This is a genomic window from Streptomyces xingningensis (assembly GCF_054957865.1).
Map to the genome: position 1 here is coordinate 60,934 of NZ_JBDJPF010000015.1, position 24,161 is coordinate 85,094.

The following is a 24,161-nucleotide window of genomic DNA, read 5'->3' on the forward strand; positions in this document are numbered from 1 at the left end:
CAGCAGAGAGGAAAGCACCGCATGGCCATCGCCGCCATCGCCCCCTATCCCATGCCCGGCGAGCGGGACATCCCGGCGAGCCGGGTCGACTGGAGACTCGATGCCTCCCGTTCGGCACTGCTGGTGCACGACATGCAGCGGTACTTCCTCCGCGCCTACCGCGCGGGCGCGGCGCCGCTGACCGACCTGCTCGCCAACGGGGCCGCCCTCCTCACCGCGTGCCGGTCCGCCGGTGTACCGGTCATCCACACGGCGCAGCCCGGCGCCCAGGCGCCCGGCGACCGCGGACTGCTGACGGACTTCTGGGGCAAGGGCCTCGGCCACGTCCCGGATGACACCGCCATCCCCGCGGAAGTCGCCCCCGACGCCGGGGGTTTCGTGCTGCGCAAGTGGCGCTACAGCGCCTTCCACCGCTCCGATCTGGAGCAGCGGCTGCGCGCCGCGGGCCGTGACCAGCTCGTCATCTGCGGCGTCTACGCGCACATCGGTTGCGCGGCGACCGCCGTCGACGCCTTCAGCCGTGACTTCGAGGTGTTCCTCGCCGCCGACGCCGTCGCCGACTTCAGCGCCCGCGAGCACAGCGGCGCCCTGGAGTGGGCGGCGGGCTGCTGCGCGGTCGTCGACAGCACGCGCCGGCTCATCGGCCGGCTCACCACCATCCCCGCGCCACCGAACCCACCAGAAGGTGAGGGTCATGACCACCGCATCCACTCCTGAGGCGGCCGAGTCCGCTCCGTCGAGGCCCGTGATCGGCGCGCCCTCCCAGGACGTTCTGCGGCTGATGCGGATGGCCGACCTGGTGACGCCGATGGCGATCCGGGTCGCGGCGACGCTGCGCCTGGTCGACCTGGTCCAGGAGGGCGTCACGGAGGTGAGCGCGCTCGCCGCCAGGACGCAGACGAACCCGGACGCGCTGAGCAGGCTGGTGCGGCATCTGGCAGCCGTCGGGCTGCTGGAGACCACGCCCGGGGGCGGGCTCCGGCCGACGGAGCTGGGGCTGCTCCTCACCGACGAACACCCGGCGCGGCAACGGGCGTTCCACGATCTGGGGCTGGCCGTGGGCAGGGCCGACCTGGGCATACCGTTCCTGCTCGAAGCGGTGCGCACCGGCCGGAGCGTCCACGAACTGGCGCACGGCAGCGGCTTCTGGGACGACCTGCTGGTCAGCGAGGAACTCTCCGACTCCGTGTTCAACCTGCTGTTCGCCGGCCGGGAGCCGTTCTGGAACGCGGCGGCCGACGCATACGACTGGTCGTCCATGCGGCATCTGCTCGACCTCGGCTGTGGCAACGGCGGGCAGCTCGCCGCGCTGCTGCGGGTGGCTCCGGACGCCCGGGCCACCCTGCTCGACCTGGCGAGGCCGCTGGCGGGCGCCCGGCGGACGATGCAGGCAGCGGGTCTCGCCGACCGCTGCACCTTTGTCGAGGGCAGCTTCTTCGACGAGCTTCCGGTGCGGGCCGACGGCATTGTGCTGGGCATGGTGCTGCACGCCTGGCCCGACGGCGACGCGGTGGCGATCCTGCGCCGCTGCCGGGCCGCGCTGGAACCGGGCGGGCGGATCGTGCTGGTCGAGAAGGCGGTCGACGCCGCGGCGACCGAACCGCGCTTCACCAGCATGGACCTGCGGATGCTCGTCTATGTCGGCGGCCGGGAGCGGACGGCCGATGAGTGGGGGGCACTGGCGGCCCGCGCCGGACTCCGGGTGGAGTCGGTGTCCCCGCCCTTCGGATTCGACACCTCGGTGCTCTCGCTCGTGCCCGCGGACGACGCTTCGGACAACGGTTCAGGGCCCTTTGGGCTCGACAAGTCCGGCTCGGCGTGACTACATTTCTTATATGTACAAAAACTCGTTACGGGAGAACCGCTCCGCAGCCAAGGGCGGCGTGCTCGCGACGGTCGCCGTCGCGCAGCTCATGGTCTCGCTCGACGTTTCCGTGGTGAACGTCGCGCTGCCGACCATGCGGACCTCGCTCGGCTTCGACGAGTCGGGGCTGTCCTGGGTCGTCAACGCCTACGCCCTCACCTTCGGCGGGCTGCTGCTGTTCGGCGGCCGGGCGGCCGACAGGTTCGGGCGGCGGGTCGTCCTGGTGTCGGGTCTCGTCCTCTTCGGGCTCATGTCCCTGGCCGGCGGCCTGGCCCAGGCGCCCGGCCAGCTGATCGCGGCGAGGGCGGCGCAGGGCGTGGGCGCCGCGCTCGTGGCCCCCGCCGCGCTGGCCGTGCTCACCACCACTTTTCCGGCGGGCAAGGAGCGCGCCAAGGCGTTCGCCGTCTACAGCGCCGTCACGGCCGGCGGCGCCGCCGTCGGCGTCGTCGCCGGCGGCCTGCTCACCGAGTACATCAACTGGCGTTGGGTCATGCTCGTCAACGTGCCCCTGGTCGCCGTCGGGCTCACCCTCGCGGCGCGCTACGTGACCAGGGCAAACGCCGCGGACACCGCGCACCGGCTCGATGTCGTGGGCGCGTTCCTGGCGACCGCCGGCACGGTGCTGCTGGTCCTCGGGCTGGTGCGGACGACCGACGTGGCATGGGGCTCCGCGCAGACGGTGGGCGTGCTCGCCCTCGCCGTCGTTCTGCTGACCGCGTTCGTCGTCTACGAGGCCAGGTACGCGAAGGCGCCGTTGCTGCGGCTGGGAGTGCTGGTCAACAGGGCGGTCGGCGGGGCCAATCTGTTCATGCTGATCGTCTCGATCACCATGTTCACCGGCTTCTTCTTCGTCTCCCTGTACCTCCAGCAGGTGCTGGGGCTCAACGCGATGCAGGCCGGGCTCGGCTTCCTGCCGTTCTGTGTCGGCCTGATCGGCGGCTCGTTCGCCGCGATTCCCCTGCTGCGGCGGTTCGACGCCCGTGCACTGCTGATCGCGGGCGCCCTCGTCGCCACCCTCGGCCTGCTCTGGTTCACCCGGATCCGGGCCGACGGCACCTTCTGGGCCGATGTCTTCGGGCCCTCGCTGCTGTGCAGCCTCGGCCTCGGTCCCCTCCTCGTCCCGATCGCCAACACGGCGACCGCCGGGGCCCCGCCCCAGGAGGCGGGCATGGTGTCGGGCCTGCTGAACAGCGCGCGGCAGGTCGGCGGCAGCATCGGCCTGGCCACGATGAGCACCATCGCCGTGAACGTCACCACCCACGCCTCCGGTTCGGACTCGATGGCGCAACGGCTCACCACCGGCTACTCCGTCGTGTTCGGCGTCAACGCGGGGCTGCTGCTCGTGGCCGTACTGGTGGCGCTGTTCATCATCCCCCGTGGTGTGGCGGCTCCCGCCCCGGCTCCCGGGGACGAGGGCGGACGCGGGGAGCAGCCGGCGCCCATGACGGCCCGGGAGGGCTGACCGCGCACCGCCGCGGGACATCCGGAACGGACAAGGGAGGTACGGCTGATGTCCGCAGGGAGCACGGAGCGGGCCGAAACCGACCGCACCGCGTGGGCGATGCTCGGTGAACTGCTCCGTCCCGCACGCGGCAGGCTGTGGCTCGCCGTGGGCTGTCAGGTGGTCGCGGCCCTCGCCGGGGTCGTGCCGTTCGTGGCCGTGGTGTCGCTCGGCAGGCATCTGCTGGCCGAGGACAGCCCCGACCACGGGTGGGTGTGGACGCTCGTCCTGATCGCGGCGGGCGCGCTGCTCGTCCGCGCGCTCTTCGGCCTGGCCGCCGGAGCGCTGGCCCACGCGGTCGACGCCGACCTTCAGCTCCGGGTGCGCCGCAGGCTGGTCGGCCGGCTGCGCCGGGTGCCGCCCGCGTGGATGTCGGGCAGGGGCTCGGGGGCGGTCAACCGCGCCCTCCAGGAGGACGTGGAGGCACTGCACCACGTGGTCGCCCACACTCCGAGTGAGCTGGCCTCGGCGGTGGTCGTCCCGGTTGCCTGCATGGTCTATCTCGGGCTGGTCGACTGGCGGTTGATGCTGCTCACGCTCGTCTGCCCGATGGCCGGGGTACTGATCTACCGTCAGCTCATGAGCCCCGGCCGACGGCGGGACCGGCAGGACATGGAGCGGGCGATGGTCCGGATCGCCGGGGCTTCCGTCGAGTTCGTCCAGGGCATCTCCGTGGTCAAGCTGTTCGGCGCCGGCGGCCGTGCGCACCGGCGGTTCGCCCGCGCGGCCGACGACTTCTCGGACTACTTCACCGGCTGGGTGCGCACGGTGGTCAATCTGGGGGCCGCGGCGGACATCGTGCTGTCCCCGCCGGTCGTGCTGCTCGTCATCCTGGCCGGTGGGACCGGCTTCGTCGCCGGCGGCGACCTGCCTCCGGCGGACCTGCTCGCCTTCCTGCTGCTGGGCCTCGCGCTCACCGCCCCCGTCAGCGCTCTCGGCCACGGCCTGGACAATGTGATCGCCGCGCGGGAAGCCGCCGGCCGCATCGGCGAACTGCTCACCGTACGCGCCCTGCCCGCACCCGCGCACCCCCGCGCGCCCGAAGGGCACCGCGTCGTCTTCGACGGCGTCGGCTTCACCTACGACGGCGGGGTCGAGGCGCTCCGGGACATCGGTCTGACGCTGGAGCCCGGAACCCGCACGGCGCTCGTCGGCCCCTCGGGCTCGGGCAAGTCGACGGTCGCGCGCCTGTTGGCCAGGTTCGACGACCCGACCCGGGGCCGGGTGACGGTCGGCGGGGCCGACCTGCGGGACATCCCCGACGACGAGCTGTGCAGGTCGGTCTCGTTCGTCTTCCAGGACGTGATCCTCCTGCACGCCTCCCTGCACGACAACATCGCGGTGGCCCTCCCCGGCGCTTCCCGGGAGCAGGTGGAGCGCGCCGCCGGGCTCGCCGGCATCCATGAGCGGATCGCCACCCTGCCGCACGGCTACGACGCCGTCGTCGGCGAGGAGGCGCAGCTGTCCGGGGGCGAGGCGCAACGCCTGTCCGTCGCACGGGCCTTCCTCCGCGACGCCCCGGTCCTGGTCCTCGACGAGGCCACGGCCTTCGCCGACCCGGAGTCGGAGGCGGCGCTGCAGCGGGCGCTGAGGGAGCTGACGGCCGGGCGGACCCTGCTCGTCATCGCGCACCGGCCGGCCTCCGTGGCCGCCGCCGACCGGATCGTGGTGCTCGACCGGGGCCGGATCGCCGACTCGGGCACCCACCGGGAACTGCTCGCCCGGTCCCCGTACTACGCCCGCATGTGGCAGACCGGCGGTGCGCCGAACGCCGTGCTGGACGTGAGGAGTTGAACCGTGCTGCGTGAACTGCTCGCCGTGCTGGGAACGGCGGCCGGACGGCCGCTCCGCCGGGCGCTGGCCTGGATGGCCGTCGACGCCGTGCTCCAGGGGGTCGCCTTCCTCCTCCTGGTGCCCGTGCTGCGGGAGGCGCTCGGGCCCGAACCGGCCGACGCCTGGCCGTGGATCGGCGCCTTCGCCGCCGTCGTCGCCGTCTTCGCCGGGTGCCACCGGGTGAGCCAGGTGGCCGGGTACCGCACCGGCGCCCAGCTGTCGCGTTCCCTCCACCACCGGCTCGGCGACCACCTCTCGCGGTTGCCGGTCGGCTGGTTCAGCCCCGACCGGGTCGGCGAGGTCGGCGAGTTGACCAGCCGGGGTGTGCTCGGCGTGATGAACGTTCCCGCGCACCTGGCCAAGCCGCTGGTCGACGCGGCCGTGCTGCCCGCCACGGTGGCCGTGGGACTGTTCTTCGTCGACTGGCGGCTCGCCCTCGTCGCGCTCGGCGCGGGCGCCGCGCTGGTGTGGGTGCAGCGGGCCGGCGCCGTGGTCGTACGCCGCCGCGACGAGGGGCGGGCGCGGGGCAACGCGCTGGCCGTGGAGCGCGTCGTCGAGTTTGTCCGTGCGCAGCCGGTGCTGCGGGCCTCGGGCAGCGAGCGCGAGACCGTCAAGCGCGTCGACGAGGCGCTCACCGCACAACAACAGGCCCTGCGGCACCTGGCGTTCGGCGCGCTGCCCGGCGCTTTCGGGCTGGCGCTGACCGTGCAGGCGGCCTTCACCGCGCTGCTCGTCCTCGGCGTGTGGCTCACCCTGGACGGCGGACTGGACGCACCCGCGCTGCTGGCCGTGCTGGCGCTGGTGGCACGCTCCGTCGAGCCGCTGCTCGCGGTGACCGACAAGGACGGCAGCATCCAGGTCGCGCGCGGGGCCCTGCGCCGGATGAGCGCGGTCCTCGCGGCACAACCGCTGCCGGAGCCGGACCGGCCCGAGGAGCCCGACGGCCGCGCGGTCACGCTGGAGGCCGTGGAGTTCGGGCGCGACGGCCAGGGCGTGCTGCACGATGTGACCCTCGAGGCCCCCGAGGGCTCGGTGACCGCGCTGGTCGGCCCGTCGGGCGCGGGCAAGTCCACGGTGCTGCGGCTGATCATGCGGTTCCACGACGTCGACGGGGGTTCGGTACGGGTCGGCGGAACCGATGTGCGGCGGATCGGCACCGAGCGGCTCGTCTCCATGATCTCCGCGGTGTTCCAGGACACCTATCTCTTCCAGGGAACGATCGAGGAGAACGTCAGGATCGGCCGCCCCGGCGCCGATGACCGGGCGCTCCGCCGGGCCGCGAGCGCCGCGCGGCTGGACGAGATGCTCGGCCGGCTGCCCGACGGCTGGGAAACCCAGGTGGGCGAGGGCGGTTTCGCGCTGTCCGGCGGGGAGCGCCAGCGCGTCTCGATCGCCAGGGCGTTGCTGAAGGACGCGCCGATCGTGCTGCTGGACGAGGCGACTTCCGCTCTGGACGCGGAGAACGAGGCCGCCGTCCGCGCCGGAATGGAGGCGCTGATGGCGGGCCGCACGGTGATCGTGGTCGCCCACCGTATGGAGACGGTGGCCGCTGCCGACCGGATCGTCTTCATGGAGGGCGGCCGGGCGGTCGAGTGCGGCACCCACACCGGACTGCTCGCGCGCGGTGGTCGGTACGCCGACTTCCGGTCCGCTGCGTCCGCCCACGAGAACGGAGGTCTCATCACCCGGTGAGGCCCCGCAGGCGCCACACCCCCGGGCGCCTGACCGCCCCGCCGCATCCCGGCTGTGTCCGGACGAGGCAGGGCACCGCCCCCCCTGGGCCACAACGCGGCTCAAGGGGGGTTCCGCCCCGGCTGGAGAGAACATCCAGGACTCGTTCAGATCGCCCCCTACAGACTGAGGCGGTCGAGGCGGTGCGGGTGCTGCGGCCCCGTCCCGGAGGGCGAGCGTGGAGGGTTGCGCAGTGGCCGTACAGGACGTGATGCCCGAAGCAGAGTTCCTCCTCCGTACCGAACTGGCCGGACTCCTGGGCGCATCGGCGCCCGACGACGCCGACAACCTGTTCGAGCAGGGGATGGACTCCATCCGGCTGATGCAACTCGCCGACCGGCTCCAGCAGGGGGGCTGGCAGGTCGGCTTCCGGGAACTGGCGCGGGAGCCCCGGATCGGCGCGTGGCTGGAACTGCTGCGCACCTGCCCGGTGACGCGGACGCGCGCGGAGCAGCCGGGCACCCCGGCGATCACGGTCGATCCACGGGAACCCTTCCCGCTGACGCCCATTCAGCAGTCGTACTGGATCGGGCGCGGCGAGGACCAGCCGCTCGGCGGCGTCGGCTGCCACGCCTACCTCGAACTCGACGGCCCGCAGGCCGACCCCGGGCGGCTGGAAGCGGCCGCACGCGCGCTCATCCGGCGGCATGGCATGCTGCGCGCCCGGTTCCTGCCGCATGGCGCCCAGCGGATCGCCGACGACTCGCCCTGGCCCGGTCCGGCCGTGCACGACCTGCGGGAGAGGGGCCGGGCAGCCGCCGAACGGGCCGCCGAGGAGCTGCGCGAGCGGCTGTCGCACCGCCGTCTCGACGTGGACCGGGGCGAGGTCTTCGACCTCCGGCTCACCCTGCTCCCGGAGGGCCGGGGCCGCCTCCACATCAACGTGGACCTGCTGGTCTGCGACGTGCTGAGCATGCGGCTGCTGCTCGCCGACCTGGCCGAGCTGTACGAGAGTCCCGAGCACGCCGACGCGCTCGACTACTCCTTTCCGCAGTACCTGGCCGATCGTGCGCCCCGCGTCGAGCAGGACGCCCGGGCCGCGCGGGACTACTGGCTCGCCCGCCTCCCCGGGCTGCCGGGAGGTCCCGCGCTCCCGCTCGACCGCAGCCCCTCCCAGGTCACCCGGCCCCGCTTCGTACGCCGGAGCCGGGTGCTGCCCGCCCCGCTGTGGAAATGTCTCACCCGGCGGGCGGCACAGCACGGTCTGACCCCCGCCTCCGTTCTGGCGGCCGCCTTCTCCGAGGTGCTGGCGCGGTGGAGCGGCCAGGACCGGTTCCTGCTCAATGTGCCGCTGTTCGACCGCCGTGCCGCCCACCCCGACACATCCCGGCTGATCGCCGACTTCACCAGCCTCGTGCTGCTGGACGTCGACCTGAGCGCCGGCGGCAGCTTCGCCGAGCGCGCGGCGCGACTCCAGGGCAGGCTGCACGAGGACCTGGACCACACCGCGTTCTCCGGCGTCGAGCTGCTGCGCGAGATGGCCCGGGCCGACGCCGCGGCGGGGGGCGAACCGCGCACCGCACCCGTGGTGTTCGCCGGCAACCTCGACGGCCCGCTCGTCCCGGAGAACTGCCGCGCGCGCTTCGGTGACGTCGGCTGGATGGTCTCGCAGACGCCGCAGGTCTGGCTCGACTACCAGGTTCATCTGACCGCCGACGGCATCCTGGTGGCCTGGGACGCCGTGGAGAGCCTCTTCCCCGCGGGCGTGCTGGACGCCATGTTCGCCGCCAACGGCGAGCTGCTGGAGCGGCTGACCGTGGAAAGCTGGACGGACGCCGCCCCCGAGCTGCCGCTGCCCGGGCCCCAACAGGCCGTACGGGAACGGGTGAACGCCACCCGGTGGCCGCACGCGCCCCGCACCCTGCACTCCCCGTTCCATGAGCGGGCCGCCGCCGACCCCGCGGCGCCGGCCCTGTGCTGGGGCACGGACGGCGTCCTCAGCTACGGCGAACTCGCCGAGCGGGCGCGGCGGGTGGCCGGGGCGCTGCGGGCCCGGGGAATCCGGCGCGGCCAGGCCGTCGCCGTCGCGCTGCCCAAGGGACCCGCCCAGATCACCGCTGTGCTCGGGGTGCTCGGCGCGGGCGCCTGCTATGTGCCGGTCGGCGTCGACCAGCCGCCGGTGCGGCGGACCCGCATGCTGACGGCGGCCGGTGCGGTGCTGCTGCTGGGAGACGGGAACGCCGAGGACACCGGCGGCTGCCCCGTGCTGGAGTTCGAGGACGCGGTAGCGGTGCGGCCGGGGGAGCCGCCGGAGCCGGAGCCAGGGGACCCGGGGGACCCGGAGGACACTGCCTATGTCATCTTCACGTCCGGTTCGACGGGCGTGCCCAAAGGGGTCGAGATCAGCCACGCCTCGGCCGCCAACACCGTGGACGACATCAACGAGCGCATCGGTGTGGGCCCGGCCGACCGGGTGCTCGCGCTGTCGGCGCTGGACTTCGACCTGTCGGTGTGGGACATCTTCGGCCCGCTCGCCGCGGGCGCCGCCCTGGTGCTGGTGGACGAGGGCGACCGCAGGGACCCCCGCGCCTGGCTGGAGCTGCTGCGCGAGCACCGGGTGACGCTGTGGAACTCCGTCCCCGTGCTGATGGACATGCTGCTCATCGCGGCGGGGGACGAGCCGCTGCCCGGGGCGTTGCGGTGGGCGCTGCTGTCGGGCGACTGGATCGGCCTCGACCTGCCCGGGCGACTGGCCCGCGCCACCTCGGGAAAGTGCTCCCTGCTCGCCCTCGGGGGTGCGACGGAGGGATCGATCTGGTCCAACGCCTTCGACGCCGGGGCGGACTTGATCGGCCCCCGCTGGCGCTCGGTCCCGTACGGCCTGCCGCTGCGCAACCAGCGCTACCGCGTCGTGGACGGTCCGGGGCGTGACTGTCCCGACTGGGTGCCGGGCGAACTATGGATCGGCGGCGCCGGGGTGGCCCGCGGCTACCGGGGCGACCCGGAACAGACGGCGCGGCGCTTTGTGACCCACCGCGGCGAGCGCTGGTACCGCACGGGGGACCTCGGCCGCTACCGGCCCGGCGGTCTGCTGGAATTCCTCGGCCGGCTGGACAACCAGGTCAAGATCAACGGGCACCGGGTGGAACTCGGCGAGATCGAGACCGCGTTGCGCGGCCACCCCGGCGTCGAGTCCGCCGTCGTCGTCCGCACCCCCGCGGGACGCCTCGCCGCACTGCTCACCGAGCTCCGCTCGGCCGCTGCCCGCCCCATGCGGCCGGAGCCGGCGCCGGGCCGCGCCGGCGAAGCGGGCCGGGACGAAGCGGGCCGGGACTCCGCGCGGCAGCTGGTCACGGCCGCACTCGCCCGGCTCTTCGACCGCCACCTCCTGCCCGCCTCCGGCGATGCGGGGACGGGCGCCGGCGTGCGCCCCGAGCACCTTCCGGTGCGGCCCGAGTACCGTCCGGTGGTCGAGAGCTGGATCCGCCTGCTGTGCGAGGAGGGCGTCCTCGTCCGCTCCGGTCCGCTCCTCGCCCCCGGCGCCCGCAGACATCCGGTGTCCTCCGAGGACCACTGGGCGCGACAGCGCGCCCGGGCCGGCGAAACCGGCTTCGGCGGCCTGCCCGAGGCGCTGGAACAGGCGCTCCCGCGGCTCGCCTCCGTGCTGCGCGGAGACACCGACCCCGCCGTGTTCCTCGACGATCCGGTGCTCGCCCCGGAGGCGGCCGCCCAGCACCTGCGGGGAACCCTCGCCTGCCAGGCGGAGGCCGCCCGGCGGCTGGCCGGACTCGTCGCGCCGGCGGGCCGCGCGCTGCGGCTGGCCGGGCTCGGCGTACGCGGCGGCCTGGCCCTGGCCGCGATCCTGCGCGACGTCCCCCCGGGCGCGGTCGACTGCGTGCTGCTGGACGAGTCGGCCGCCCTGCTGGAGTCCGCCCGCGACCGGCTGGCCGGGGCCGGTCACCGGGCCACGGCCGTCGTGCCGGACCGGGGCGCGGTCCGCGGCGAGCTGGCGCACGTCTTCGACGTGGTCGTCGCCGCCAACTCCCTGCACCGGTACGCCGATCCGGCCGACGGCGTGATGGCGGCCCGCGCCCTGCTCGCGCCCGGCGGCACCCTGCTGCTGACCGAGACGACCGTCGCCTCGCCCCTCGCGCTCGTGGTGCCCGCGCTGCTCGACCACCGGGCGGGCCGGGACACCCGGCATGCGGGGGCGGCGGGCACCCTGCCCGGCGCGGCGGACTGGACGGCGGCCCTGTCGGTGGCCGGCCTGTCCTGCCCCGTGGGGCCGCACCGGGAAGCGGACGGCGCCCTGCTGCTCCAGGCCCGGCTCCCCGAGGGCGCCGGCCGGATCGTCCCGGCCGAACTGCGCCGCTGGCTCACCGGGCGGCTCCCCGAGCACATGGTCCCCGGATTGTTCGCCGTGACGCCGGTGCTGCCGCTGAGCGCCAACGGCAAGGTCGACCGCGGTGCCGTCGTCGCGCTGTTCGGCGACGACGGCACCGCGGACCGTGCCCCGGAGCCCGTGCGGCCGGGGCTGGAACAGCTGGTGGCCGACGTCTGGGCCCTGGTCCTGGGGCGCCGGCCCGACGGCCGCGACGAGGGGTTCTTCACCGCGGGAGGCGACAGCCTGCTGGCGACCCGCGTCGTGGCGTCGCTGCGCGAGCGCACCGGCGTCGAACTGCCGATGCGGGAGTTCTTCCGCGAGCCCAGCGCCCGTGGTCTGGCGGCCGCCCTCGCGGAGTGCCTCGGCATCGGGCCGACCGAATCCGCCCACGAGATCGACGAAGGAGCGGTGTGAACGTCACCACCCTGCTGAAGCAGTTCGGCGAGAAGGACATCAGGCTGTGGGAGGAGTCCGGAACGGTCCGGTACCGTGCTCCCCGCGGCGCGATGACCCCCGGCCTGCTGGCAGCACTCAAGGCGCACAAGGAAGAGGTGCTGGAGCAGCTGCGCGCCGCCGGCCGGGCGGGTGGCGCGGACCTCTGGCGCGACGAGCCCGAGGCCCGCTACGAACCCTTCCCGCTGACCGACGTCCAGTCGGCCTATCTGCTGGGCCGCGGTGACCTGTTCGACCACGGCGGCGTGCCCTGCCACATCTACCTGGAGTTCCCGCTCCCCGCGGACACCGACGCCGAGCGGCTCGCGCGGGCCTGGGACGGACTGCTGGCGCGGCACGACATGCTGCGAGCCGTCTTCTCCGACGACGGCTTCCAGCGCGTCCTGCCGCAGGCTCCGCCCTCCTGCGCACTGCGCCATCGGGACCTGCGCGGTACGCCCGCGCGGGAGTCGGCGCACGCGGTCGAGCGGGTACGCGAGGAACTGTCCCACCACATGCACCCCCTCGGCGAGCGGCCGCTGTACGAGCTGCGGCTCACCCGCACCGAAGAACGCGCCGTGCTCCATCTGTCGGTGGACTTCACCGCGTTCGACTACGCCTCCATCCAGCTGCTGCTGGCCGAGCTCGACCGGCGTTACCGGGACCCCCGGGCCGAACTGCCCCGGCTGCGGGCCGGCTACCGCGACTACCTGGCCGCGTACGGCCGGCTGCGCACCGGCGAGGCGTACGACCGGGACCGCGCCTACTGGCTCGACCGCCTGGCAGACATCCCGGCGGCGCCCGGCCTCCCCGTGCGCGAGAGCGCGGAGCACCCGACCCGGCACGGCGCCACCGCCACCGGCGGCGTCCGCTTCACGCGGCACGGCGGCGTCCTGGAGGCCGCGCTCTGGGAGCGGCTGAAGGAGCACGCGACCCGGCACGGCATCACCGCCTCGGGCGCGGTGCTCGCCGCCTACGCCGAAGTCATCGGCCGCTGGGCCGGCAACGACCGGTTCAGCCTCAACCTCACCCTGCTGGGCCGCAAACCCCTGCATCCCCAGGTCGATCTGCTCGTCGGCGACTTCACCTCCGTCAGCCTGCTGGCCGTCGACGCGCGAGGCGCCACCTTCGCCGCCCGGGCGCGCGCCGTGGGCGGGCAGCTCTTCGACGACCTCGGCCACGACCTGTTCACCGGCGTGGAACTGCTGCGTGAACTGGCGCGGGCCAAGGGGCGCGAGGCGGCACTGATGCCGGTCGTCTTCACCAGCGGAATCGGCGTCGCCCGGCGGGCCATGGCGACGACAGGCGGACAGGCCCCGCGCCCCTCGTACGGAATCAGCCAGACCCCGCAGGTGTGGATCGACTGCCAGGCGGGCGACCAGTTCGGCGATCTGGAGGTCAACTGGGACGTGCGGGACGGGGTCTTCCCCGACGGGCTCATGGAGACGATGTTTGCCTCCTTCACCGGGCTGTTGCGCCGTCTCGCCACCGACGCGGAGTGCTGGGACAGCCGGGACCCGGCCGGGCTCCCCGCGGCGCAGCGGGCCCGGCGCGCCGCGATGAACGCCACCGACGCCGAACTCCCCGACACGCTGCTGCACGAGCCTCTGGTGGAGAGGGCACTGGCGGAGCCCGGCCGGGTCGCCCTGATCGACGCCGACGGCGAGGTGACATACGGGGAATGGCTCGGCCGGGCGAGCGCGGTCGCCGAGGCGCTGCGCACCGCCGGGTGCCGGCCCGGCGACCTGGTCACCGTCCTGATGCCGAAGGGCCGGGACCAACTCGTCGGCGTGCTCGGCGCCTTGCTGGCCGGCGGCGTCTATGTGCCCGTCGAGGCCGGTCAGCCGCGCCGCCGCCGCAACGCGATCATCACCGGTTCCGGCTCACGTTTTGTGCTGGTCTCCCACCGGCACGGCCACGGCCCGGACGACACGCTGCCCGACGGCGTCACTCCCCTCCCCGTCGACGGCCTCGCCCTGGCCGGGCCGCCGCCCGCACGGCCCGAGCGGCTCGTCGGTCCGGACACGGCGGCGTATGTCATCCACACCTCGGGCTCGACGGGCGTGCCCAAGGGCGTGGTGATCAGCCACCGCGCCGCGGCCAACACCGTGCACGACATCAACACCCGCCACACCGTTGGCGAGGACGACAGGGCGTTCGGCCTGGCAGCACTCGGCTTCGATCTGTCCGTCTACGACATCTTCGGCCCGCCGGCCGCGGGCGCCGCGCTGGTACTGCCCGACCCGGGGCGGCGGGGAGACCCGTCGCACTGGGCTCAGCTCGTCGTACGGCACGGCGTCACCGTCTGGAACTCGGTTCCCGCGCAGTTCCAGATGATCGCCGACTACCTCGACCATGAACCGGCACTCGCCGGGGCCACCCGGCTGCGCATCGCCCTGCTGTCGGGCGACTGGATACCCCTGGGGCTGCCCGCGCACGCCGGACGGCTGTTGCCGGACACGGCCCTGGAGAGCATGGGCGGCGCGACCGAGGCGGCCATCTGGTCCATCGCCCACCCGATCCGGGAGGTCCGCCCGGAGTGGCGGAGCATCCCCTACGGGCGACCGCTCGCCAACCAGCGCTGCCACGTGCTCGACCCCCTGCTGCGCGACTGCCCCGAGCTGGTCACCGGGGAGCTGTACATCTCCGGCGCCGGGCTCGCCGACGGCTACCTCGGCGACCGGGAGCGCACCGCCGCGGCCTTTCCCACCCACCCCGTCACCGGCGAACGCCTGTACCGCACGGGCGACCTGGGCCGCTGTACACCGGACGGCGAGATCGAGTTCCTCGGCCGGCGGGACCAGCAGGTCAAGGTGCGCGGCCACCGCATCGAGCTGGGCGAGGTGGAGGCCGTGCTGTCCCTGCACCCCGCCGTCTCCGCCACCGCGGCCGTGGTGGACGGCGAGACCATGATGGACCGGCGGATCGTGGCGTTCGCCGAACCGGCCACCCTGGACGAGGACGCACGCCGGGCCGCCGACAAGAGCGCCGCCGCCGTCGAGGCGGCGGCACAGGAGGCCGCCGACGGTCCCGCGCTCCCCGCCCTGCCGGACCGGGCCCGCCTGGCGGAGTACGTCCGCACCCTCGACGACCTGATGCTGCTCGGCTATGTACGGGCCCTGGCGGAGAGCGGGCTGTTCGCGACCGACGACGCGGCGCACGGCTTCGAGGAGATCGCCGCCCGCACCGCCACGGCGCCCGAACACCTCGGACTGCTGCGCCGCGCGCTGCGCGCCCTGCAGCGGCACGGCCGACTGCGCCAGGACCCCGCCACGGGGGAGTGGAGCGGACTGCGCGGCACGGACCCGGAGGCCCCGGCGGACGCCTGGCGGGCGTTCGAACGGGCGAGGCCCGCGGAGTTGTGCTCGGACCGGCTCGCCGGGTACTTCCGGCAGAGCGCGGAGGCCGTGCCGCGGCTGCTGCGGGGCGAGGTGAACGCCACCCACCTGTTCTTCCCCGCGGGTGACGACGGCATCGCCCGTGACTGGTACGCCGACAACATCGCCTCCCGGCGGCTGAACGCCATCCTCGCCGGGGCCGTGCGAGGCATCGCGGAGGCGCACCCGGACGCCCGGCCACTGCGCGTGCTCGAAGTCGGCGGCGGCATCGGGGCCGCCACCGCGGCCGTCCTCCAGGCGCTCGGCGACACCCCCAAGGAGTACCTGTTCACCGACGTCTCCCGGCTCTTCCTCGACGACGCGCGCAAGCGCTTCGGCGGCGACCCGACCGTCCGCCTCGGCCTCTTCGACATGAACGCCGACCCCCGCGAACAGGGCCTGAAGCCCAATGCGTTCGACCTCGTGGTCAGCGCCGGAGCGCTGAACAACGCGCGCGACACGCCCCGCGTGCTGGAGCGGCTCGGCGAGCTGGTGGCTCCCGGCGGCTGGCTCGCCTTTGTCGAACTCAGCCGCGAACACGCCGAGGTCACCGCCTCGCAGGGCTTCATGATGGAGGAACCGGCCGACCTGCGGAGCGAGCAGGACCGGGTCTTCGTGGACCGCGAACAGTGGCTCGGCCTGCTCTCCGCGGCGGGCGCCGGACCGGTCCTGTGCCTGCCGCGTCCCGACGAGCCCCTCTCGGTGCTCGGCCAGCACGTCTTCGCCGCCCGTTTCAAGGCGGGCCGCGCCACGGTCACCCCCGCCGAGCTGACCGAGTGGGCGCGCGCCCGGCTGCCGGAGTACATGGTGCCGGGCGACGTCCAGGTGGTCGACGGGCTGCCGCTCACCCCGAACGGCAAGGTGGACCGCAAACAGCTCGCCGCACTCGCCGGGCGCGCCGTGGGCGGCCCCGGCCCGAAGCCCGCCGCGGACGGCTCCGGCGCCCCGAAGGGCGAGCTGGAGCGGCGGCTGGCCCGCTACTGGTCGGACGCGCTCGGCGGCGTCGACATCGGCCGCGACCAGGACTTCTTCGAATCGGGTGGCGACTCGCTGATCGCCGCCAGGCTGGTCGGCACCCTCCGGGCCGACCTGCCCGAGGCCGGGCACGTCAGCTTCGACGTGCTGCTGCGCGGGCTGCTGCGCGCGCCCCGGCTCTCCGCCGTCGCGGACCTGCTGCGCCGCGCGGAGGAGGCGAGCCGGCCGGGCGGCCCGGACGAAGGGCACGATGCCACGGCGGTCGTCACCCCGGGCGGGCGCGGCCGGGCGGCGTCCGTCGCCGGCGCGGCCCTGGTGCCCCTCGGCGGGTCCGGCGCCGGGCCGCTGCGCATCCTCGTCCATGAGGGCCTCGGCACCCTGGCCCCGCTGCGGCAGCTGGCGCGCGAGCTGTCCGCGTACGGCCCGGTGGCCGGGCTCGCCGTGCCGGACACCGAAGCCCATCTGACGCTGTCGGCCGACACCTTCGTCGAGCGGCTGGCGGCCGATTACGCGCGGGAGGTCATCGAGGCCGGGCACCGGCGGGCCGACATCGTCGGCTACTGCTCGGGCGGGCTCATCGCCACCGAACTCGCCCGCACCCTGGACGGCACGGGCGTCGACGTCGGCCGGCTGACGGTGATTTCCAGCTACCGCATCCCGTACCGCATCGACGAGGAGCTGATGACCCAGTACGCGTTCGTACGTGCCATGGGCGGCGACCCCGGAGCGCTGGGCTGGCCCGCCGACGAGCGGGCGGTGAGCGCCGTGCTGAGCGCCGCGCTGGCCAGGACACCCGGGCGCATCCCGCGGGGCGCGCTCCGCCGGGACGACGGCGATCCCGCCCTGGCCGGACCCGCCGCCGGATTCGCGCGGCTCGCGGCGCAGGACGAGGCACGGCGGCTCGGGGAACTCTGGCGGGCCCTGGCCGGTCTCGACGCCGGCCTCGGCTCACCGGAGTACACGGCCCGCCTGTACGAGGTGTTCCGGCTGACCGTGGACGCCGTCACCCGCTACGATCCGCCGCCCTATGCCGGGGACATCACCTTTCTGCGGCCGCGCCGTCCGACGCACTTCATTCCGGGGCTGCACGACGACATGACGGCGTTCTGGGCGCGGCTGTGCCTGGGCGAGTTGACCGTCGTGGACGTGGGGGGCGACCACTTCGGCTGTGTCCGTCCGCCACACGTACGGGAGTTGGCGCGCAACATCGTCGAGGGTGCCGAGGGTGCCGAGGGTGCCGAGGGTGCCGAGGGTGCCGAGGGCGCAGGGGAGGGCCGGTGACGGCGGCCGTGCGGTCGGACGACACCGGCCGGCCGAGCCTGCCGACCGTGGTGTGCGGCTCCCGGTGGGGCCAGTTCTACGCGGCGGCTCTCGCCTCCGGCGACCCCCGCTTCACGCTCGCCGGCATCCTGGGGCAGGGCAGCCCCCGGTCCCAGGCGCTCGCCGCCCGCCATGGAGTACCGCTCTACACGGCCGTCGACGAGGTGCCGGAGACCGTACGGGTCGCGTGCGTGGTGGTGCCGTCGGCGGTCGCCGGAGGCACCGGAGCAGAGCTGGCCCGGGCGTTCCTGGGGCGAGGCGTCCATGTGCTCCAGGAACATCCCGTCCATGAGCGGGAGTTGGCGGACTGCCTGCGCCTGGCCCGCGTCCGGCGGACGCAGTACCGGCTCAACACCTTCTACCCGCAGGTGGCGCCCGTCGCCCGGTTCATCGGGGTGGCACGGGAACTGGCCGCCCGGCACCGGCCCGTGTTCGTCGACGCGGTCTGCGCCGTGCAGGTCTCCTTCGACCTGCTCGACATCCTGGCCCTCGCGCTCGGCGGCATCCGGCCGTGGAGCATCGCGCAGGTGTCGCCGCCCGGCGCCGCGACGGGTCCCTACCGCTCCCTCACGGGCACCGTCGCGGGGACACCGCTCACGCTCCGCGTGCAGAACCAACTGGTGCCCGGGGACGACGCCCATGCGCACTTCCTGCACCGGATCACCGTGGGCACCGAGGCGGGCTGCCTCACCCTCGCGAACACCCATGGGCCGCTGCTGTGGGACCCGCCCCTGCGCCCCGCCACGGACCAGGAGGGGCTGTTCGTCCTGGACGCCGGGCGCGATCCGCACCTGGGCAACGCCGTGACCCAGCCCCTCGGCCCCGCCACGGCGCCGAGCTGGGCCAGGGTGACCGGCGAGCTGTGGCCCGCCGCGGTGCGCCGCGCCCTCGCCGGGCTGCACGACGGGGTGCTCGCCGGATCCGACCCGCTGCGCGGCGCCCAGCGCCACCTGCTGGTCGCCCGTGCGTGGAGTGAGCTGACCGGCGTCCTCGGCTACCCGGAGCCGGTCGGGACGCCCGGGACGCCAGGGACACCGCCGCTGTCGGCGGCCGAACTGCTGTCCGCGGCGCCCGGCGTCGTGGAGTCCGCCGGGGGAGAGGAGCCCGAGTGACGCGCCTGACGGGGACGACGGGGACGACGGGGACATGGCTGCGGTGCTACGCACCGCGCCCGGGGGCCTCGGTCCGGGTGTTCTGCTTTCCGCACGCGGGCGGTTCGGCCAGCACCTATCGCGGCTGGGCCGGCCGGACGCCGGGCGACTTGGAGCTCGTCAGCGTGCAGTACCCGGGCCATGAGGACCTGTACGAAGCCGAGCCCGCCGCATCGATACAGGAGCTGGCGGACGGTGCCGCCGACGAACTGTGGCGCCGGCTCGACCTGCCGTTCCTGCTGTTCGGACACAGCATGGGCGCCGTCGTCGCCTACGAGGTGGCGCGGCGGCTGGAGGCCGGCGGCGCACAGGACCCCGGCCGGCTGATCGTCTCCGGCCGGCCGGCCCCGCACCGCTCGCGCCCCGGTGCGGTGCACCTCGGCACGGACGACGAACTGGCCGCCGCCGTCGTGCGGTTGGGCGGCACCAGCGACGAGGTGTTCGCCCACCCCGGGCTGCGCGAGTTCGTCCTGCCGATCGTGCGCCACGATTACCGGCTGATCGAGACCTACCACCCATCGGCCGGACCGCCGCTGCGCTCCCCGACGACCGTGCTCTATGCGACGGACGACACGGAGGTGACCGGCGAGGAGGCCGAGGCGTGGCGGGAGGCGACGACGGGGCCGTGCGAGGTGCTGAGGTTCCCCGGCGGCCACTTCTACTTCTCCCCTTCCGGCGAGCCCGTGGCCGGGACCGTCGTGGACCGGGCGCGGGCGGCGCGCTCCGCGGTCCGGCGCTGGCCGTCCACCCCCTGACCCCCACAGAACGAGCGAGAAGGTGCGGATACATGGCACTGGTCGAGCGTGACCGACAACTGACCTACCTCACCGACCTACTGACGAGATGCTGGTCGCGCGGAATCGGCAGCGTCGCCGTCGTCGACAGCCCCGTGGGCGTCGGCAAGACGGCGCTGCTGCACGCGCTCTCCGAGCGCGCCGCCAGCACGTCCACGCGGTTCATCTGCGCCGCGGGGTCGCCGGGCGAGAGCCGGCTGCCGTTCGGGCTGATCAGCCAACTGCTGCACGGCCTCGGCCCGGTGGATCCGCACGGACTGCGCGCCACCGCCGTCATCGAGGCAATGGGGCGGGTCCCCGGCGAGGTGGAACCGCGCGTCCTCGAAGGCGTCTCGCGCGCGTTCCACCAGATGGCGGCCGGCCAGCCGCTGCTGATCGGCATCGACGACGTGCACCACGCGGACGCCGAGTCGCTGCAGTGCCTGCTCTTCCTGGCCCGCCGGGTCCGGCAGGCGCCGATCATGCTGGTCTTCACCGACCAGGACCGGTCGGCGTCGGCACATTCGCCGCTGCGCACCGAGCTGCTCCGCCAGCCCTACTGCCGCTCGGTCAGGCTCGATCCGCTCTCCGGCGACGGTGTCGCCGCCCTCCTCGCCCACGGTCTGGACGCCCATGTGGCCCACAGCCTCGCCACCGCCGCCCTCGCGGCGACCGGCGGCAACCCGCTGCTGCTCCGGGCGCTCGCCGAAGACTGGCAGGCGTCCGCGCGGGCCGGCGGCCTCCCGGCGACGACCGGCCTCGTGGTGGGGGACTGCTTCGCCGAACGGTTCGTCAACTCCCTCTGCCGCTGCGAGCCGAACGCGCGCACCCTGGCCCGCACCCTGGCCGTCCTCGGCGACACGGCCGAGTCGGCCCGGACGATCGCCGACCTGTCCGGGATCGACGCCGTCGAAGTCAGAACGCTCGTCGGTCTGCTCGGCGACGCCGGTCTCCTCCGCGGGAGGCGCTTTCGCCACCCGGCCGCGCAGGCGGCCGTACTGCGCGACCTGCCCGCCGCCGAGCGGGCCGAGCTGCACCGGGCGGCGGCCCGCATCATCCACGCCGAGGGCGGCCCGCCGACCCACGTCGCCCACCACCTGCTGGCCGCCGGGCGGACCGACGAGCCCTGGGCGTCGGCCGTGCTCCGCGAGTCCGCGGACAACGCCGCCACCAGCGGGCAGGTCGACTTCGCGCTCGACTGCCTCAAGCTGGCCCACCACATGGCCGACGACGAACAACAGCGCGCCGTCGGCCGGGCGACGCTCGCCGAGGCCGAATGGAAGCTGGATCCGGCGCGGATCGTACGCCACCTCGGCCAGCTCACCGAAGCGCTGCACGAGGGCCGGCTCGCCGGCAACCACGCGCTGGCCACCCTGGCCTACCTGCTGTGGCACGGAAAAGGGGACCAGGTGGCCCTCGCCCTCGACCGGCTCTCCGACTCCGCGTTCCGCCCGGCGGTCGTCTCCCCGGCGGAGCTGCGCGAGGTGCGGGCCTGTCTCGAACTGTGCTACCCGGCCCTGCGGCGAGATGCCGACCGGGACCTCCGGACAGCGGGCAGCGGTTCCTCCTCGCTCGTCGGCGCCCTGCTGCAAGCGGCGCGCGAACGCTTCAACGGCGAGGACACGAGCGAGTACCCGTGGCAGAGCTTCCGGCTGGGAGACCCCCCGCTCGCCCCGCTCTCCGTAATGCTGCTGGCCATGGTCAGGCCCGAGCGCCTCGCCACCCTCGCCCCGTGGTGCCTGCCGCTGCTCGACGACGCCGCGGCGCACGGCGGCAAGATCTGGCAAGCCCTGCTGGCGGCCGTACGGGCCGACGCGGCGCTGCTCCAAGGCGATCTGGCCACCGCCGCCGAGCTGGCCGCCGCCGCACTGGAGGAGATCACCCGGCCCGGCTGGGGAGTGGTGGTCGGCGCGCCGATAGCCTGCCTGCTCACCGCCTCCGTGGCGCGGGGGCGCTACCAGGAGGCCGCCGCGTGTCTGGCGGCCCCGATGCCGGGCGCACTGCTGGAGACGCCATTCGGACTGCGTTATCTGCGGGCTCGGGGCCAGTACCAGCTGGCCGTGGGCCGGCCGTACGCGGCGCTCAGCGATTTCCAGACCTGCGGCCAGCTCCTGCGGGGCTGGGAGGCGGACGGGCCCGAGGCGATGCCCTGGCGGATCGACACCGCCCAGGCGCTGCGCCGGCTCAACCGCCATGCCGAGGCACGGACCCTCCTCGGTGAGCAGCTGACCCGGCTGGGCGAGCATGGCGATGCCCGAACCGTGGGCCGGGCGCTGCGCCACCTGGCCGCCACCGAGCCCGATGAGCGGACCCGCCGGCTCACGACGGCGGTCGAGTGTCTGCAGGAGGCGGGCGACGGGCTGGAGCTCGCCCACGCCCTCGCCGACCTGGGAGCCGCGTACGCCGAGGAAGGCGATTCGCGGCGGGCCCGCACGACGCTGCGCCGGGCGTGGCGGGTGGCGCGGGAATGCCACGCGGAAGAGCTGTGCAAGAGGCTGCTGCCCGGTCTCGCGGGTGCGCCGGCGCTGCGTCCCGGCAGCGGTTCGCCGCCCGGGGGCGGCAGCTCCGCCGAACTCAGCGCCGCGGAATACCGCGTCGGTGTCCTCGCCGCGCAGGGCCTGGCCAACCGGCAGATCGCCGACCGGCTCTCCATCACGGTCAGCACGGTCGAGCAGCACTTGACGCAGGTCTACCGCAAGCTCAAGGTCCGCAGCCGCACCGACCTCCCGGTGTATCTCCAGACCGACAGCAGCACATTGACGGACGCACACTGCGCGCAGCCGTCCTTCTGACCGCGCCGCGAAAAGCACCACCGGCAATAGGGAGAACGGGAACGGGGAAAGCAGGAACGGGGAAAGCGGAGAGAAAGGAGGCAGGGCGGCCGGAGCAGCTAGGGGTGGCGGGCCCCTACCACCCTTAAAGGGGGCGGTGACTTCCTTCACAAGGGAGAGAGATATCCGCGGGGCAAACAGTGAACTAGCCTGAAGGAGATCCCGAAATCTCGCAGTCACATGTGCTGACGGGTGGTCAGAATGATATTGACTCGGCAAACGCACTCCTGGGCGTCCACGAAGACCGGCCCCGCCGTCCTCGGCGTCGGCACCGCGACGCCGGAGTCCTCCTACACCCAGCAGGACCTGCTCGACCTGTATGGCATCGAAGACGGCCGCATACGCTCGGTCTTCCTCAACAGCGCCATCGACACACGATTTCTGAGCATCCCGCCGATGGGCGAGGATGGCCGGCCGGGCAGGGAGGAGCAGGGCGATCTCCTCGCCAAGCACAAGGAACGCGGAACGGAGATGGGAGCGCGTGCGCTCCAGTCCTGCCTGAAACGCATCGACGCGGCGGTCGATGACATCGACCACCTGGTGTGCGTTACCTCAACCGGGCTGCTGACACCCGGATTTAGCGCCCATCTGATCCGGGAACTCGGCATTCCCGTCGACTGCGGCCGGCTCGACATCGTCGGCATGGGGTGCAACGCCGGCCTCAACGCGCTGAACGCCACCACCGGTTGGGCGTCCGCGAATCCCGGGAAAATCGCGATGATGGTGTGCATAGAGGTCTGCTCCGCCGCCTATGTCTTCGACGGCACCATGCGCACCTCGGTGGTCAACAGCCTGTTCGGCGACGGCGCCGCCGCCATCGCCGTCTGCCGCGACGGGGAGCGCCCGGGACCGCAGGTCCTCAAGTACGCCAGCCGCATCGTCCCCGACGCGATCGACGCGATGCGCTACGACTGGGACGACAGCCAGGGCCGGTTCAGCTTCTACCTGGACCGCGACGTGCCCTATGTGGTGGGCGCGCACGCCGGGCTCGTCATCGACGATCTGCTGCGCGGCACGGGCCTGCGGCGCAGCGAGATCGCGCACTGGCTGATCCACTCCGGCGGCAAGAAGGTCATCGACTCGGTCTCCGTCAACCTCGGCCTCACCCGGTACGACGTCCGGCACACGACAGGCGTGCTGCGCTCCCATGGCAACCTCTCCAGCGGCTCCTTCCTGTTCTCGTACGAACAACTGGTCAAGGAGGGCGTCACCCGGCCCGGGGAGTACGGCGTCCTGATGACCATGGGCCCCGGCTCGACGCTGGAGACGGCCCTCGTCCGGTACTGAACCCGCCCCTTCCCACCACGGCTTCGAGTAGGACACCTCAGATGGCTTCTCTGACTGCCTCGTATCCCTCCCTCGGCATCGACAGCGCGCGGCCGCTCACGGACGAACTGGTCGCCGAGGTCACCGAGTTCTGCGACCGCGTCGAGGACCGTGCCGAGAGCATGGCCGACGGCGACGGGACTCCCGTCGCCGTGATCCGGCTCCGCGGCGCCGGGCCGGCCGGCGGCTGGCCCGGCGACGTCGGCGTCCATCAGGTGAGCCGCTGGGAGAAGACGCTCCGGCGGCTGGAGCGGACCCGCGCCGCGAAGCTCGCCACCGTCGAGGGCGTCTGCGGCGGCGCGGGCCTGGAACTGCTGCTCGTCACCGACTATCGCGTCGCCGCGCCCGGAGCCCGCTTCGAGATCTCCGCGGCCGGCGGCGGAGTCTGGGCGGGCATGGCGGTGCACCGGCTCGTCAACCAGCTCGGTGGCGCCCGCGCCCGGCAGCTCGTCCTGTTCGGCGCCGGTCTCCGGGCCGAAACGGCCCGGCAGATCGGCCTGGCCGACGAGGTGGCGGACGACCCGGCCGGCACCGCCTCCCGGTGTGCCGAGCGCGCCCGCCGGCTCGCCCCGGCCGGGCTCGCCGTACGGCGGCAGCTTGTCCTCGACGCCGGCGTCACCAGCTACGACGAGGCACTGGGCGCCCATCTGGCCGCCTGTGACCAGGCGTTGCGCCGGGCCAGGGCGGCGACACCGGAGCACGCTCCCCGCTAGCCCGCGAGAG

At 74.0% G+C, this 24,161-nt stretch carries 12 protein-coding genes; all 12 read left to right on the forward strand.

Annotated features, from left to right (window positions below; translation table 11 throughout):
- Positions 1-21: 21 nt before the first annotated feature.
- The 12 genes from ABCR83_RS10770 to dpgB all read left to right on the forward strand — a co-directional run bounded on the left by ABCR83_RS10770 (position 22) and on the right by dpgB (position 24,151).
- Positions 22-717, forward strand: coding sequence for an isochorismatase family protein (locus ABCR83_RS10770; RefSeq protein WP_462694668.1), 696 nt, complete (start codon positions 22-24; stop codon positions 715-717).
- Positions 695-1,822: a methyltransferase gene (locus ABCR83_RS10775; protein WP_462694669.1), complete on the forward strand. Its 1,128-nt coding sequence runs from the start codon at positions 695-697 to the stop codon at positions 1,820-1,822. The genes ABCR83_RS10770 and ABCR83_RS10775 overlap by 23 nt, the downstream gene beginning before the upstream one ends.
- 13 nt (positions 1,823-1,835) lie before the next feature.
- Entirely contained in the window at positions 1,836-3,326 is a 1,491-nt protein-coding gene (locus ABCR83_RS10780; RefSeq protein ID WP_462694670.1) for an MFS transporter, read from the forward strand.
- Between the two features lie 48 nt (positions 3,327-3,374).
- Positions 3,375-5,159, forward strand: a complete 1,785-nt coding sequence (locus tag ABCR83_RS10785) for an ABC transporter ATP-binding protein (RefSeq protein WP_462694671.1) — start codon at positions 3,375-3,377, stop codon at positions 5,157-5,159.
- A 3-nt stretch (positions 5,160-5,162) separates the two neighbouring features.
- A complete protein-coding gene (locus ABCR83_RS10790) occupies positions 5,163-6,890 on the forward strand; it encodes an ABC transporter ATP-binding protein (protein ID WP_462694672.1) in 1,728 nt (575 codons plus the stop codon).
- Positions 6,891-7,122: 232 nt separating this feature from the next.
- Complete coding sequence (locus ABCR83_RS10795) at positions 7,123-11,667, forward strand: non-ribosomal peptide synthetase (protein ID WP_462694673.1); 4,545 nt, start codon at positions 7,123-7,125, stop codon at positions 11,665-11,667.
- Positions 11,664-17,318 (forward strand): non-ribosomal peptide synthetase, encoded by a 5,655-nt coding sequence (locus ABCR83_RS10800; RefSeq protein ID WP_462694674.1) that lies wholly within the window; start codon positions 11,664-11,666, stop codon positions 17,316-17,318. Before ABCR83_RS10795 ends, ABCR83_RS10800 begins: the two co-directional genes overlap by 4 nt.
- Complete coding sequence (locus ABCR83_RS10805) at positions 17,315-18,469, forward strand: Gfo/Idh/MocA family oxidoreductase (protein WP_462694675.1); 1,155 nt, start codon at positions 17,315-17,317, stop codon at positions 18,467-18,469. Before ABCR83_RS10800 ends, ABCR83_RS10805 begins: the two co-directional genes overlap by 4 nt.
- Positions 18,466-19,263 carry a thioesterase II family protein gene (locus ABCR83_RS10810; RefSeq protein WP_462694676.1) on the forward strand — a complete coding sequence of 266 codons (798 nt, stop codon included), beginning with the start codon at positions 18,466-18,468 and terminating at the stop codon, positions 19,261-19,263. Before ABCR83_RS10805 ends, ABCR83_RS10810 begins: the two co-directional genes overlap by 4 nt.
- Positions 19,264-19,295: 32 nt before the next feature.
- On the forward strand, positions 19,296-22,073 hold the full coding sequence (locus ABCR83_RS10815) for an AAA family ATPase (protein ID WP_462694677.1): 2,778 nt from the start codon (positions 19,296-19,298) through the stop codon (positions 22,071-22,073).
- 240 nt (positions 22,074-22,313) lie between these two features.
- A complete protein-coding gene (gene dpgA / locus ABCR83_RS10820) occupies positions 22,314-23,399 on the forward strand; it encodes a 3,5-dihydroxyphenylacetyl-CoA synthase DpgA (protein ID WP_462694678.1) in 1,086 nt (361 codons plus the stop codon).
- Positions 23,400-23,440: 41 nt separating this feature from the next.
- Positions 23,441-24,151, forward strand: a complete 711-nt coding sequence (gene dpgB / locus ABCR83_RS10825) for an enoyl-CoA-hydratase DpgB (protein WP_462694679.1) — start codon at positions 23,441-23,443, stop codon at positions 24,149-24,151.
- The last annotated feature ends 10 nt before the right edge of the window (positions 24,152-24,161 follow it).